The organism is Polaromonas sp. P3_A5, assembly GCF_056403055.1.
Window position 1 is genome coordinate 2171120 of sequence record NZ_JBFUGF010000001.1, and the last position, 14843, is coordinate 2185962.

Genomic DNA, 14843 nt, shown 5'->3' on the forward strand with positions numbered 1-14843 from the left:
ATAGCTGGAGATGCCCATGAATTGCAAGCAAACCCTGATGCTGGTCACCTTGGCGATAGCGGCTCTTCAGGCCAGGGCCGAATGTCTGAGCGACGCGCAAGTCGGCGACCTGGCCGAAAAGATCGCCGCCAGACAGCCTGCGGCAAACCCGGAAGGTCTCAACGAAGCCGATGGCGCTTGTACCCGCGCCAAACTCAATGCGCTGCTGGAAAAACGCCACGGCAAAGTGGTCGGCTACAAGGCAGGCCTTACCAACCCGGCGGTACAAAAACGCTTCAACTACGACCAACCCGTGTGGGGCAAGCTGTATGAGGGCATGGTGCTGCCCGGCGGGTTCGTGGTCGATGCGGCCTTTGGCGCGCGTCCGCTTTTTGAGGCCGACATGCTGGTGCGTGTCAAAAGTGCAGCCATCAACCAGGCCCGGACATCCCTGGACGTGCTTGAAGCCGTTGACCAGATCATTCCCTTCATCGAATTGCCCGACCTGGTCGTGCAGGCGCCACCCCGGCTCAATGGCCCGGCGGTCAGTGCCATCAATGTCGGTGCCCGGTTCGGTGTGGCCGGTACGCCCTTGGCCGTGCCCGTGACGAGGGCAGAGCGCTACGCCATGCTGGGCATGCTGGAAAACATGACCGTCGTGCTTGCAGACGGCAGCGGTGCAGAACTGGGAAGAGGCAAGGGCAGCGACATCCTCGGTCATCCCCTCAACGCAGTCGTCTGGTTAGCCGGCGCCCTGGCCAAGGAAGGTCTTGCCATGAAGCCAGGCGATTTGATCAGCCTGGGCTCGTTTTCACCCCTGCTACCCCCCAAGGCAGGGTTGACCGCCACAGCGACTTACCAGGGACTGGCCGGAGCGCAGCCTGTGTCGGTAACATTCAAATAAATGCGCCGCACCTCCCCTGAAGACTTGCTGACTCCCGCGATGCGGAATGTACTCAGCCGCATGGCACGGGCCAGGCGCCCACCGTTTCATACGCTCACCCCCGCAGGGGCCAAAGCGGCATACGAGGCAGGTGCCGGCGTGCTGGAAATTCCCAAGCCGGCCTTGACGCGAGTCGAAGACCTGCTCATTCCCGCCAGGGATGGCTACAGCCTGCCTGCGCGCCTCTACGCCTCCTCAACTGACCGCCTGCCGGTGCTGCTTTACTTTCATGGCGGCGGCTTCACCATCGGAAGTGTGGCAACGCATGACGTGCTGTGCCGGCAGCTCAGCCACCTGTCAGGTTGCGCGGTGATTTCCGTGGACTACCGGCTGGCACCGGAGTACAAATTTCCTGTAGCTGCCCATGATGCCTGGGATGCCCTGCAGTGGCTGACGGTACGGTCAACCAGCCTCGGTCTTGACGAAACCCGTGTGGCGGTCGGCGGCGACAGCGCGGGCGGCACGTTGGCAACCATGTGCGCCATCCTGGCCCGCGATGCCGGTTTGCCGCTGGCGCTGCAGCTGCTGTTTTACCCCGGTTGCGCCGCCCGCCAGGACACACCGTCGCACCGGCTTTTTGCCGGTGGTTTTGTGCTCGAGGAAGCTGATATCACCTGGTTTTTCAACCACTATGTGCGAAGCCCTGCCGACCGCGAGGACTGGCGCTTCGCGCCGCTCAATGCGCCGGATGTGGACGATGTGGCCCCTGCCTGGCTGGGGTTGGCAGAGTGCGATCCCCTGATCGACGAAGGGGTGATGTATGCCGACAAGCTGCGCGCGGCCGGCGTGCCGGTCGACCTGGAAATCTACCGCGGGGTCACGCACGAGTTCATCAAGATGGGGCGCATCATTCCCGAAGCGCGGCAAGCCCATGCGGACGCGGCTCGGGCGCTGCGCCTGGCATTCAATCTTTCGGACAATAAACCATGAAACGACAGGAATTCCGATTTTTTCACCCGCTGCGGGTTCGCTGGGCCGAAGTGGACATGCAAAAAATCGTGTTCAACGCGCATTACCTGATGTACTTCGACACTGCCATCACCGACTACTGGCGCGCGCTGGCACTGCCGTACGAGGAAACCATGCACAAGATGGGCGGTGACCTGTACGTGAAAAAGGCCACACTGGAATACCACGGCTCGGCACGCTTTGATGACCGGCTCGATGTTGCGCTCAAGTGCGCACGCATCGGCAATTCGTCCATGACATTCATAGGTGCGGTGTTCAGGGCCGATGAACTGCTCATTACCTGCGAACTCATCTATGTGTTTGCCGATCCCCTGACCCAGACGTCCCGGCCCGTGCCGGATGCGCTGCGCAATCTGCTCGTGGGCTTTGAGGCCGGTGAGGCCATGGTGAACATCAGGACGGGTGATTGGGCCACCCTGGGCGCCGACGCGGCCAGGGTCCGCACGGCCGTGTTTGTGCAGGAGCAGGGCATTCCGATGGAGATGGCGTGCGACGAAGCGGACAACCCGGCCGTGCACGCCGTTGCCTATAACGGGTTGGGAGAGGGCATTGCGACCGGGCGGCTGGTGCGGCAAGCCGATGGCACGGCGAAGATCGGGCGCATGGCGGTGCACAAGGCGCTGCGCGGAGCTCACCTTGGCCAAAATCTTTTGAACGCGTTGATGGACGCCGCCCGGGATCGCGGAGACCACGAGGTCATGCTGCATGCGCAGCGCAGTGCGGAGGGCTTTTACCGGCGCCTTGGCTTTGAGGCCCGGGGTGAGCCTTTCGAAGAAGCCGGCATCTCCCATGTTGAGATGGTCCGGGCACCGTAACGGCGTTGTTGGTGCATGCCGTCGCCTGTGCGTGCGGCCTGTTTCAAACACTCAGAAAGCTGATCGATCTCATGACCCCCAAAAAAACCGGCCCCGATGCGCAGGGGCATCCCACCGTCGCAGGTACGGTAGCCAAGCTGGACCCTGCTGACTCACCCGGCGCGGACTCCATGGCGGCCCTGCCTGCAGAGGTGGCGCAGGGCGGCTGGATCACCGTGCTTCTTGCTTTCATGATGTTTGTGACGCCGGCAATTGGCGTGCCTCATGAAGAAATGCTGCAGGACACGCTGAAATCCATGATGGTGTCGTTTTCGGCGATCAGTGCCGGCCTGATTTTCTTCTGGCAGCAGCGCCACCGGCAGGAGCCCCTGCGTTGGCATGCCCTCATGTGGTTACCCCTGTCGCTCATGTTTTACGCCCTGGCAAGCATGCTGTGGTCACACGCCTATCTCGGTGGCGTGGAGGCCATCCGGTGGTTCGTCTTCAGCCTGCTGCTGTGGCTGGGGCTCAATACCCTGTCAAGGGACCGGTTGCCTCATTTGGCCCTGGGGATTCATGCGGGCGCCCTCGTGGCTTCGCTCTGGACCGCACTTCAGTTCTGGTTTGATTTCACTTATTTTCCGCAAGGCCCGAATCCAGCGTCCACTTTTGTCAACCGCAACTTTTTTGCCGAATTTGCGGTCTGCACCATTCCTTTCTCCTTCTATCTATTGATGCGGGCACGGAACTCGCTGCAAATATCCCTGCTGTCCTTGACCAACGGCTTTGTCGTCGTGGCGCTCATGATGACAGGGACGCGTGGGGCCTTGATGGCGTTATGGCTGCTGCTGATCTTCGTACTGCCGCTCATCGCCATGCGCTACCGCCGGCAACTGGCGATTTCTTCGTGGCACCTCGGCCAGAAATTGTTGGCATGCGGGCTTCTGGCGGCCACCGTCCTCGCTTTGGGTTTGATCCAGACCGGTAATCCGAAACTGACAGCAGAGGCCCGGGGCAACACGGCTTTCGAGCGGGCCTTCAAGCGTACGGCAACAATTTCCGTCGATGACAATTCCTTGGGCGTGCGCTTTGTGATGTGGAAAGCGACATCGCGGATCATCCAGGCTCATCCGCTAAGAGGCGTTGGCGCCGGCGCCTGGGAAGTGGATGTTCCGCTGTACCAGGTCGATGGCACGCAACTTGAAACCGACTATTACGTCCACAACGAGATCCTTCAGTTGCTGGCCGAATACGGCCTGGTGGGCTGGATGTTCCTGCTGGCCCTTCTTGGCTATCTCAGCATCGCCGCGTGGAAAACGCTCAGAAACCGGGGATTCGGGTGGTTGCAAGAGGCCCCGGAACGTGCGCTTGTCCTGTCCAGCTTGCTGGCGCTTTTGATCGTCAGCAATATCGGTTTTCCCTGGCGCATGGCCACTACCGACGCAATCTTTGCACTGGCGCTGGGGTTCCTGACCGCTTCCGACGCCCGCCTGGGCGTTCAAGGCAAGTTTGCCGCCCAACAACTTTCCTGGAAGCCTGTGTACTCGAAGTTGCTGGGCATCACTTTAATGTTTTGCCTCGCGCTGGCGATCTATATATCGCAACAGGCCGCCATGGCGGAAAGCAGGATCGTCAGGTCCGTCAGACTGGCACTAACCATCACGCAGTCCGGGGATGTCAACAACCCGCGCTGGAACGCCAACAAGCTGGAAATATTGGAGCTGGTCAAAGAAGGCACCCGCATCAATCCCCACTACCGCAAGCTGACGCCGATGGTGGCTGACGAATTGGCGCGCTGGGGCGACTGGCCAAACGCCGTCTGGATCTGGGAGTCTGTGGTGTCTTCGCGTCCGTACGTGGTGGCCCTGCTGACGAATATTGCCCGTGGGTATGCCCAGATGGGAGCCATGGACAAGGCTTTCGAATACCTGGAGCGCAGCAAGAACCTCCAGCCGAAAGCGGCTTCAGTCCGATCGCTGGAAGTCGTCCTGCTGAGCCGGTCGGGGAGAACGGCAGAGGCCCAAAAGCTGGCCAAACAATACCTGGCAGAAGGTATTTATGACTATGACCTCCTGGATGCCGGGTGGGTACTGGGTGTGAAAAACGGCGACTTGGATCTGGCCATCCAGAGCATGGAACTGCGTAACAAAAGCTTTCCTGACCAGCAGGTCGACGGGCTGGTCAAACTGGGCTACCTCTATGCCATCCGGAAAAAAGATGACGCGAAGGCGTTGATGTTCTACAAGGCGGCCATGGCCGCATCACCCGAAAAAGACAAGGAAGCCACGCGTCAGCGTATTCCCCCCGACTACCGGTCCAGGCTCTGAGAAGCGGGTGCGGCTTTCTGCCATTGAACAGTGAACCGGTGCGAAACGGGATACGCCGGCTGATGGTGATGGCTGGACTCTTCAGCTGACGGGCTCACGTACGTATGCTCCTCGACCTGGACATCCCATCGCGTTGACAGATCGGCTGGATCTGCTGCTGCCAGCAGCACGGTGCTGCTCCGTGTGCCGTACGCGTGGTCCGGAAAATCCACAAAGGCACTGGACAGAGCTTCTTCCAGCGCCAACGGCACACCGGTGGCTGGAAGGTCTTCGCGCGGCGCGCGCTGGCGATTACCCAGAGCTGACCACAGCGATGCCTGAAGCTCCGTTGCTTCCAGGCCTGAGCTCGCCATCAGCGCGGCGTGGAGGGAGCGTTTGAGTTCCAGGGTTTTGGGCCACGGCGTATCCAGTGCCGCATTGGACAACCCATAGAGACCTGGTGGCAGAGCCTGAAGATGCAGGCTTGAAGCGCCAGACACCACGGCCGGCTTGTTCGTCACCCAGGCCCAGACGTTCCGCTGAAAATCGCCAACCACCAGGTTAAAGCCTGCGTAGTCCGCGCCTTCTTCTTCGAGGGCTGAAGCAAAACCTGCCGCATCATCGCGGCTTTCCAGCCAACGTGTTACCAGTTCCCCCCGTGAGCGAGCTCCGGCATCCGCACGGGCTCCGCGCACATTGGTGAGAAAAGCGATCCTGCCGCCCGGAGTCATGCCCATCCAGGTGCCGCCGGCACGCAAGTCGCGGCCTGAGAGGACTTCTTGCCCCGAAGCGGTTTGCCAGCGGGCCAGCGGCAGCGTCGGCCGGTCCAGGAATTCATCGCGGTTGGCCGCAATCAGGAGCGGCCAACGCTCCGACACGCCAATGGCAAACGCGATCAGGCACATGTCATGAGCCCCACGCCCCAGTGCCGCGCATCAGATGTCTTCGAGCAGCGCGTAGGGCAGGGGAAGCAGGCTCAGGGACTCGCCCGTGGCGCTTCCCAGTGTCAACCGGCCATCTCCGGCATCGGCGGCGGCAGAGGTTTGCATCGATACGATGGCGTCAAAGCCGCCAGCAGGATTGGCAGCTGCCGCGGCGACCAGCCCGCAAGGCTGTCCTGCGTCCGAGGCGTGAAACACCTCCTGGCCCACGGTTGGTGTTCCGGCGGTATGGACAAGGTATGCGCGCCGTTTGAGCGTGCCGCGGAACTGGCTGCGCGCAACGATTTCCTGGCCCGGGTAGCAACCCTTTTTGAAGTTCACCCCTCCGACGGATTCGTAATTCAGCATTTGCGGCACAAAGGCCTCAAAGATGGGCTGCGTGATCATCGCGATACCGGACTGCACGTCCAGCCAATGCCACAAGGCGCTGTCGATGCGTGGGCCTTCGGGAGCGGGTGAAGCGGCAGGTGCGCACCAGATCGCACGCGGCTGGCCCGCGCCGGGCTGCAAAAACACCATATTTGCATCACCAAAATCGGCTTTTGACCATACAGGACGAGCGCCACCAGCTATCGAATCCATAGCAGCTCCGGTGACGCCGTAGAGCGCAAATTCGGCGCTGGCATCGGTCAGTCTGGCCTTGGCACGCAGCACAAACATCGACAGGCGCTTGAGTGTGGCGGGCAGGATGTCGCGGCTGCACAGCAGCAGCACGTCCTGGCCGGCATCGCTGCTGCGCTTGAACACCACAAAACTGGCCTGCATTCGGCCCTTGGCATTGCAGAAAGCCGCCAGGCGCGCTTCGCCGGCCCCCATCTGGGCCACGTCCTGGGTCAGCTGGCCCTGCAAAAACGTGACGGCATCTTCACCGGAGGCACGGATGACACCCAGGTGCGCAAGTTCGGTGATGCCGGAAATCAGGTGAGCGGCAGGAGGCAGGGTCATGGGGCGTTCACATTCGATGAGGAGATGGGCTGAATTATCATAGGCTCGAGGTTTTGTGTTCTGTACAGAAAAGGTAGCTGGGTTGTGCGTCGTGTCTTTACAAGTCTGTTGATACTGGTATTTGCCGGCACCCTGCTGTTGTTTGGCGCGGGTTTGTGGTGGCTGCACGAGCCGATTCCCCTCCGGCTGGCCCCCGGCAGCCAGGTCGTAGACCTTGAAATCGAGCCCGGCACGCCCGCCAGCGGCGTGGCCGAGGTCATCGTGGCCAGCGGCGCCGATGTCCCGGCCCTGTTGCTCCATGCCTGGTTTCGCTTTTCGGGCCAGGCCCGGCTCATCAAGGCCGGCAGCTACGAGCTGGTGCCCGGCACCACGCCGCAAAAGCTGCTCGCCATGCTGGTGCGCGGCGATCAAGCCCTCAAAAGCGTCACGCTGGTGGAAGGCTGGACCTTCAACCAGGTGCGCGCTGCGCTACAAAAAGCAGAGCAGCTTGCGCCCGACACGCTTGGCCTGGCGCCCGAAGTCATCATGCAAAAGCTGGGAAGGCCGGGTGTGCACCCCGAGGGCCGTTTTTTCCCCGACACCTACACCTACGCCAAGGGTTCCAGCGACCTGGCCGTGCTCAAGCGCGCGTCACGGGCCATGGACAAGCGGCTGGACGCTGCCTGGGCGCTGCGAAACCCCGACACACCGCTGAAAACCCCTGACGAGGCCCTGATCCTGGCCAGCATCGTCGAAAAGGAAACCGGCAAGCCGTCGGACCGCTCCCAGATCGGCGGCGTTTTCACCAACCGGCTACGCCTGGGCATGCTGCTGCAGACCGACCCCACCGTGATTTACGGGCTCGGCGACAAGTTCGACGGCAACCTGCGAAAACGCGACCTGCTGACTGACACGCCCTACAACACCTACACCCGCGCCGGTCTGCCGCCCACCCCCATCGCCATGCCGGGCAAAGCTGCCTTGCTGGCCGCCGTGCAGCCGGCACCGACCAAGGCCATTTATTTTGTGGCGCGCGGCGACGGCACCAGCCATTTCAGCAGCAGCCTGGATGAGCACAACCGTGCGGTGAACAAATATATAAGAGGCCAGTAATAACTATGGCCCCCACGCTTGTCGCTTCGCGTACTGCGCTGCCCCCCGAGGGGGCGCTGCGCCTGCGGCCCGGCAAAGCCGGTTCCGCGGCCCTGGCTTGCGTGTCACTTTCGCTCAGTTGGCGGCTTGGCGTTACGCGAATGACATCATGAGTAATAGACCTCTGAGCGGCCTTTTCATCAGCTTCGAAGGCATAGACGGTGCCGGCAAGTCCACGCACATTGCCGGGCTGGCTGAAGCCTTCAAGGCCGAGGGCAGGGCGGTGACGCTGACACGAGAACCCGGGGGTACGCCGCTGGCCGAAAAACTGCGCGCCATGGTTCTCAATGACACCATGGATCCGCTGACCGAAGCCTTGCTGATTTTTGCCGCGCGGCGCGACCACCTGGTGAATGTGATTGCACCGGCGCTGCTGCGCGGTGACGTGGTGCTGTGCGACCGTTTCACCGACGCCACCTTTGCCTACCAGGGTGCAGGGCGCGGTTTTGACCTGAAGCTGCTCTCAACGCTGGAGCGTTGGGTGCAATCCGACGAAGGGCTGCTGGGCGACCCCGCCGGCAACTCTCCCATGAAGCCCGAGGTGGAAACCGTGATCGAGCCGCATTTGACGGTGTGGTTTGACCTGGCGCCTGAAGAAGCGGCCCGGCGGCTGACGGGCGCGCGACTGCCCGACAAATTCGAGGCGCAGCCGGTGGCATTTTTCCGCCGCGTGGCGCAAGGCTACGCGGACCGGCAGAAAAATCATCCGGAACGTTTCGCCCGCATTGACGCATCAAAAAGCCGCGATGAAGTCTGGCAGGCCGTGAAGCAGGTGTTTATTGCCAAAGGCTGGTTGTCATGAGCGCTCTGGATACTTTGCCGGCGACAGCCGGATCCAGCAACCCGCGCCTGGCGCCGTGGCTCCAGGCGCAACTTGAAAGCCTGCTGGCCCAGCGCGGCCATGCGTGGCTCCTGAGCGGACCTTCGGGTTTGGGGCAGTTTGAACTGGCGCTGGCACTGGCGCGGGCCTGGCTTTGCGAAGAAGCCACGCCGCAGGGGGCCTGCGGGCACTGCGGCAGTTGCCACGCGGTAGATGTACACACGCATGCGGACCTTTGCATGCTGATGCCCGAAACCCTGTCGCTGGCGCTCGGCTGGCCGCTCGACGAAAAGACGCAGGACGACCTGGACAGCAAGAAACGCAAGCCCAGCAAGGAAATCAAGGTCGATGCGGCGCGCGAAGCCGTGTCTTTCACCCAGTTCACACGGTCACGCGGCACCACCAAGGTGGTGCTGGTGTTCCCGGCCGAGCGCATGAACAACGTCACGGCCAATACCCTGCTAAAGACACTGGAAGAGCCTCCAGGCGCCGTCAAGTTCATCCTGGCCACCGAGGCCGCGCACCAGTTGCTGCCCACCATCCGGAGCCGGTGCCTGGGCCACACCATGGTCTGGCCGGACTTTGACCAGGCTCTGGGCTGGCTCCAGCAGGAAATCACGCTGGCAGGTGACAGCGCCGGTAGCACCAAAAAAGCCGTGGCAGCGCCAAAAGCCGCCGAATTGCAAACCTTGCTGGTGGCCGCGGGCGGACGACCCGCCGACGCGCTGAGCTGGGCGCAGAACAACCCGCCCGCGGAAGCTGCCCAACATTGGCAGGCCCTGCCCAAAGCCATGGCGCGCGGCGACGTGAGCGCGCTGTCGGACTGGGCGCCAGCGCAGGCTGTGGATGCATTGCAAAAGCTTTGCCACGATGTACTGGCTGTGCGCATGGGTGCGGCGCCGCGGTTTTTTCACGCGGGCGACCTTCCAGCAGCCCTTCCCGCTGCAGCCGGCAAGACGGGTGGCGGGCTTTACGCCCTTGCAAGCTGGTCCAAAGAGCTGGCGGCCATTGCCCGCACGGTGGAACACCCCTACAACCCGGGCCTGATGCTTGAATCGCTGGTCAGCCGCGCCCGCACAGCGCTGAATGCGAAATAAACCCAAACCGTTTCTTTTATGCTGCAATTGCAGACGCCTTCGCAGGCAAACCGATAAACTAGCGCCATGAGCACACCACCGCCCGCCAGTTCGGCCGCCACCGCCCGCCCCAGCGTTGTCCAGCTGGCCATCAAGGAAAAAGCAGCGCTTTATGCCGCCTACATTCCCTTGTTCACGGAAGGCGGCGTTTTCATTCCGACTGCACGCGACTACAAGCTGGGCGACGACGTCTACGTCCTGCTGACGCTTCCCGAAGATACGCAGCGCTATCCGGTGGCCGGCAAAGTGGCCTGGGTCACACCCGCAAGGGCGGCCGGCAACCGCACGCAAGGCGTCGGCGTCCGGTTCCCGTCGGACGATAAATCCCGTCTCCTGAAGATCAAGATTGAAGAAATCCTCGGCGCCCACCTGGCGTCCGACCGCCCCACACAGACCATTTAGGCCCTGCTGGCCACGGCCGGCCACATCGGCAAGCGCCGTGGTTGCTATGGTATTTATAGCTGCTTGCGCAAGACCAATAAGGCTTGCAGCCTTTTTTGATACCTAACTTTGTACCGCGATGTTCACTGACTCCCATTGCCATTTGAGCTTTCCGGAGCTTCAGGCCCAATTGCCGCAAATCCGCCAGGCCATGCAGGCCGCCCAGGTTGACCGGGCGCTGTGCATCTGCACCACCCTGGAAGAGTTCGAAACTGTTCATGGATTGGCCACGGCCTACGACAATTTCTGGGCAACCGTCGGCGTGCATCCCGACAACGAAGATGTCCGAGAGCCCAGCCTGGACGACCTGCTGACACGCGCCAGCCTGCCCAAAGTGGTCGGCATTGGCGAGACCGGGCTCGACTATTACCGGCTGGGTGACCGGACCGTGGCGGACATGGAATGGCAGCGGGAGCGGTTTCGCGTGCACATCCGGGCAGCTCGCCAGACCGGCAAGCCCCTGGTGATTCATACCCGCAGTGCTTCCGACGACACCATCGCCTTGTTGAAGGAGGAGGGCGGTAGCGCTGGAGAAGCGGGCCGCGCCACTGGAGTTTTTCACTGCTTTACCGAGACCCAGGCGGTGGCTCGCGCTGCGCTTGACCTCGGGTTTTACATCTCTTTTTCCGGCATCCTGACCTTCAAGAACGCGGCGGATTTGCGGGAGGTGGCCCGATTTGTCCCCCTGGACCGCATGCTGATTGAGACCGACAGCCCCTACCTCGCACCCATGCCGTACCGCGGGAAAACCAATAATCCTTCGTATGTTCCCCTGGTGGCCAAGCAGATCGCGGAACTCACCCAACAACCCATCCAGGCCATTGCAGAGGCCACAAGCCAAAACTTCGAGCAGCTTTTCAGCGGGGTTAAAGCGTGAAGAATAACTTCATGAATTACTTTAAGAAAGTAATTATTGCCTTTGTTTTTTATGGACTTTCTTCGGCAAATGCAGGGTCGTACGATGATTTTTTCATCGCCGTCAAGCGCGACGATCCCAAGACCATTCAGGCATTGCTGCAGCGGGGGTTTGACCCCAACACACCTGACCCAAAAGGCGAGCGTGGGCTCTTTCTCGCGCTGAAGGAGCCATCGCTCAGAGTAGCGCAGGTATTGGTTGACTGGCCCAAGACCGACGTCAACACCCTCAACGACAAGGGCGAAAGCGCGCTCATGCTGGCTGCCCTCAAGAACCATCAGGCTCTGGCTGAGAAGCTGGTCAAACAGGGCGCCGACGTCAACAAGACCGGCTGGACGCCGCTGCATTACGCCGCCAGCGGCGGGCACCTGGGCATCATCAGCCTGCTGCTGGAAAATAGCGCCTATATTGATGCCGAGTCTCCCAACGGCACCACGCCGCTGATGATGGCCGCCATGTATGGCACCACGGAAGCAGTGCGTCTTCTCCTGGAGGAGGGCGCCGACCCGCAACTCAAAAACCAGCTGGGTTTGACAGCCTTGCAGTTTGCCGAGCAAGGCAACCGGCCTGACGCCGCAGCAGCGATCGTTGCAGCCATTCGCGCAAAAAGGCCTGCCGGAACCTGGTGAGTCGACCTGCCTGACACCAGATTTGATCTCAAGAGAGGTAGGGGAAAGTTGTGGTCCGATGTGGCGGCGCCGTCCGACTTGACGCAACCCACATAAGACATATGCTTTAAGCCACGTCTCTGATCCGGAGCGTGCAGGAGAAACTCATGACCTCTTTGAAATGCGCAATGGCGCTGTCCTTAACGGCCTTGGCCGCGCCAGCCATGGCGTGCTACACCGTTTATAACCCCAGCAACCAGATCCTTTATTCCGGTGAGGCGCCGCCCATAGACATGAGCTACCAGATCCACGAAAAGCTGCCCGCCGTCTTTCCCAGTGGCCATCTGATTTTTGACACGAGCAACAATTGCCCATCGATAGACGTACGCCGTGCCGTACCGCAACTCACTAATGTCGCGCTTGTATCGGCCGCACCCGCTCCCAGGCAAGCACGTCAGATGACGCGCGCCCAGCGCGAACGCGCGCTCGATTCCCAGACGAAATGAGCACGAGCAGTACGCCGCTTTAGTTTGAAGCTGGCTACGCAGCGAACTGCTGAAAAACATCACCCATTGAGGCGTGCGGTGCGCTTCACTTCACAGGCCTCATGTGATCGGCGAGGCAAAGATACCTTTGCGGCACCTGCAATGTTCTACGATGTATATTATGTTAAATGATAAATACAGCCAATCAGAGTGGTAGTTACCTTTGGCTAAAAAGCACGCTTTTTTGCCGCACCCCTCTTCGACCTGCCTCTCGAGCTATTGTTCGCCCATGGCTTTTGTTTCCACTCGCGGCAGGCTCACCATAGCCAGGAGAGATTCGATGTCCGCGGGTTTCACCACATGATGATCAAAACCCGCTTGTTGGGAGCGCAACCGGCTTTCGGCTTCGCCGTAGCCGGTCAAGGCAATCAGCAGCGTTGTTTTCGATTCCGGGCGACTGCGCAGCTGGCGGGCAACCTCAAAGCCGTCCAGGCCGGGCAAACCGATGTCGAGGATGACTACGTCCGGCACGAATTCCCGGGCGATATGGAGCGCTGACGCACCATCATTCGCGATCCTCACATTAAAACCTTCCAGTTCCAGCAGCACTTGCAGCGTTTCTGCGGAAGCCGATAAATCGTCGACTACAAGGACTTTTCGGGGAACGGCAGCCACCGGTTTGGCGGCCGCCGGCGCAGCCACCACGGGAAGACCGGCATCGTTGCCTGAAATCCTCGCCGGAAAATAAAGGGATATCCGGCTTCCCATGCCTTTGCCTTCGCTATAAGCCTCTACTTTGCCGTTGTGCAACTCGACCAAATGCTTGACCAGTGTCAAACCGATACCCAGGCCCCCTTGCGCGCGGTCCAGGGCCTGGTCGCCCTGGGCAAAGAGGTCGAATACATGCGGCAGGAATTCGGGCTCAATGCCCTGGCCGTTGTCTGATACGAACAGGGTGACGCCCTCCTCCTGCAGCGAAGCGTTCAGCTCGATCTTTCCATGCTGATCCGTGAACTTGGAGGCATTGTTCAGCAGGTTGGAAAGTACTTGCGACAAGCGCACCAAATCGCCCTGGAGCACCACGGCTTCAGCTGGAAGACGGACAGTCAATTCCTGATTCCTGGCTGCCAGCAGCGGGCTGCTGGCCTCCACTGCATGCTCGCACAATGTCGAGAGCAGGACCGGCTCCATATGAACCGTCACCTTGCCCCTGACGATCCGCGAGACGTCCAGAAGATCATCGATCATTCGTGACATGTGATCGACCTGCCGGGCAATGACATCACGCGCCCATGCAACTTTCGGGTTGACCACATGGGAACTGTGGATGATGTGCACTGCGTTCCTGATCGGAGCCAGCGGATTCCTGAGCTCGTGCGCCAGCATGGCAAGGAACTCGTTCTTGCGGCGATCCGCTTCCTGAACCAGCGTATAGAGTCTGGCGTTTTCCATGGCAATAGAGGCACGGCCCACCACCTCGCTGAGCAGGGCAGCATCCGCCTGCGCAAAACCGCCGACCTTGCCGAACAGGATGAGTGCGCCCAACATCTGCTCACGCGCGACCAGCGGGCAAATCGCCATCTCCTCATGGTCCGCCGGCAGCTCCGGCCAGGCAGGCTGTGGGGCTACCGCGGAGGCCGTGGACGCCGCGCACAGCTCCGTTGCGGGCAGAAACGCTATTTTCCGCGAGAGCATGGCGCTGCGGACCGTCGCCGCCATGGAGGCGCTCAACTCGCGATGGCATTCGAGTACGACAGGGCCCGCAGAGGGATCCGGGCCGCCCGCAATCTTGAGGCAGCGGCAGTGCAGGTCGCCATGGCTGTCCAGCAGGGCGACTGCAGCCATGGCGCCCAGGCCCGGTACGGCGATATCCGCCAGCGCTTGGGCAGTGGCATCGATATTGAGGGACATGGACAGGCGTTGGCTGGCGTCCGACAGGAAGGCGGCGCGCCGCGTGGCATCCTCTGCCGCGGTGCGTGCCGCCTCGGACCGCGCCAGCGCCTCGCGCTCGACGGCCTGCTGCTGAAGCTGCCGGTTCATGCGGTGAAGGTCGACGAAAACCTTGACCTTGGAACGCAACACGCCAGGCACGACGGGCGACGAGATGTAGTCCACCGCGCCCAGCGCGTAACCCTTGGCGGCCTGTTCCTCGTCCACATAGGCCGTGATGAAAACAATGGGCGTTTGCGCCGTCTTCTTGTACTGCCGGATCATGCTGGCGGTCTCCAGCCCATCGATGTCGGGCATGTTGACGTCCAGCAGGATGACCGCAAACTCCATCTGCAGGATGAGGCGCAGAGCCTCCCGGCCCGAGCGGGCGCTGACGATGTTTTGCCCCAGTTCTTCCAGGATGCTGTTCATGACAACGTGCTTTTCCGGCAGGTCGTCGACGATCAGGATATTGACCAGGTCCGGATTCAGCATGTTTG

Annotated in this window: 14 protein-coding genes; 11 read left to right on the forward strand and 3 right to left on the reverse strand. The window is 61.2% G+C overall.

All coding sequences use genetic code 11. The features are described 5' to 3' along the window. Positions 1-16 precede the first annotated feature (16 nt). The 4 genes from AC1DU8_RS10305 (at position 17) to AC1DU8_RS10320 (ending at position 5012) form a co-directional block, all read left to right on the forward strand. Positions 17-883, forward strand: a complete 867-nt coding sequence (locus tag AC1DU8_RS10305) for a 2-keto-4-pentenoate hydratase (protein WP_457280886.1) — start codon at positions 17-19, stop codon at positions 881-883. Further along, positions 884-1852, forward strand: coding sequence for an alpha/beta hydrolase (locus AC1DU8_RS10310; RefSeq protein WP_457280887.1), 969 nt, complete (start codon positions 884-886; stop codon positions 1850-1852). Continuing rightward, on the forward strand, positions 1849-2706 hold the full coding sequence (locus AC1DU8_RS10315; RefSeq protein WP_457280888.1) for a YbgC/FadM family acyl-CoA thioesterase: 858 nt from the start codon (positions 1849-1851) through the stop codon (positions 2704-2706). The genes AC1DU8_RS10310 and AC1DU8_RS10315 overlap by 4 nt, the downstream gene beginning before the upstream one ends. A 71-nt stretch (positions 2707-2777) precedes the next feature. Continuing rightward, positions 2778-5012: an O-antigen ligase family protein gene (locus AC1DU8_RS10320; protein WP_477726697.1), complete on the forward strand. Its 2235-nt coding sequence runs from the start codon at positions 2778-2780 to the stop codon at positions 5010-5012. Here the strand turns inward: AC1DU8_RS10320 and AC1DU8_RS10325 are convergent. Beyond that, positions 4994-5896, reverse strand: a complete 903-nt coding sequence (locus AC1DU8_RS10325) for an NRDE family protein (RefSeq protein WP_477726698.1) — start codon at positions 5894-5896, stop codon at positions 4994-4996. The two genes, AC1DU8_RS10320 and AC1DU8_RS10325, sit on opposite strands and share 19 nt — an antisense overlap. A gap of 30 nt (positions 5897-5926) precedes the next feature. Next, a complete protein-coding gene (gene ygfZ, locus AC1DU8_RS10330; protein ID WP_477726699.1) occupies positions 5927-6877 on the reverse strand; it encodes a CAF17-like 4Fe-4S cluster assembly/insertion protein YgfZ in 951 nt (316 codons plus the stop codon). 84 nt (positions 6878-6961) lie between these two features. Here ygfZ and mltG point away from each other — a divergent pair, with 84 nt between their 5' ends. The 7 genes from mltG to AC1DU8_RS10365 all read left to right on the forward strand — a co-directional run bounded on the left by mltG (position 6962) and on the right by AC1DU8_RS10365 (position 12435). After that, on the forward strand, positions 6962-7969 hold the full coding sequence (gene mltG, locus AC1DU8_RS10335; protein WP_457280892.1) for an endolytic transglycosylase MltG: 1008 nt from the start codon (positions 6962-6964) through the stop codon (positions 7967-7969). A gap of 148 nt (positions 7970-8117) precedes the next feature. Then, on the forward strand, positions 8118-8810 hold the full coding sequence (gene tmk / locus AC1DU8_RS10340) for a dTMP kinase (protein ID WP_477726700.1): 693 nt from the start codon (positions 8118-8120) through the stop codon (positions 8808-8810). Next, positions 8807-9925 carry a DNA polymerase III subunit delta' gene (locus AC1DU8_RS10345; protein ID WP_477726701.1) on the forward strand — a complete coding sequence of 373 codons (1119 nt, stop codon included), beginning with the start codon at positions 8807-8809 and terminating at the stop codon, positions 9923-9925. The genes tmk and AC1DU8_RS10345 overlap by 4 nt, the downstream gene beginning before the upstream one ends. Before the next feature lie 66 nt (positions 9926-9991). Beyond that, positions 9992-10366, forward strand: a complete 375-nt coding sequence (locus AC1DU8_RS10350) for a PilZ domain-containing protein (protein WP_457280895.1) — start codon at positions 9992-9994, stop codon at positions 10364-10366. 118 nt (positions 10367-10484) lie between these two features. Continuing rightward, entirely contained in the window at positions 10485-11282 is a 798-nt protein-coding gene (locus AC1DU8_RS10355) for a TatD family hydrolase (RefSeq protein WP_477726702.1), read from the forward strand. Positions 11283-11293: 11 nt separating this feature from the next. Continuing rightward, positions 11294-11950, forward strand: a complete 657-nt coding sequence (locus AC1DU8_RS10360; protein WP_477726703.1) for an ankyrin repeat domain-containing protein — start codon at positions 11294-11296, stop codon at positions 11948-11950. Positions 11951-12096: 146 nt separating this feature from the next. Further along, a complete protein-coding gene (locus AC1DU8_RS10365; RefSeq protein WP_457280898.1) occupies positions 12097-12435 on the forward strand; it encodes a hypothetical protein in 339 nt (112 codons plus the stop codon). A gap of 255 nt (positions 12436-12690) precedes the next feature. Here AC1DU8_RS10365 and AC1DU8_RS10370 read toward each other — a convergent pair whose 3' ends face one another. Then, positions 12691-14838 carry a response regulator gene (locus AC1DU8_RS10370; RefSeq protein ID WP_457280950.1) on the reverse strand — a complete coding sequence of 716 codons (2148 nt, stop codon included), beginning with the start codon at positions 14836-14838 and terminating at the stop codon, positions 12691-12693. Positions 14839-14843: the final 5 nt, after the last annotated feature.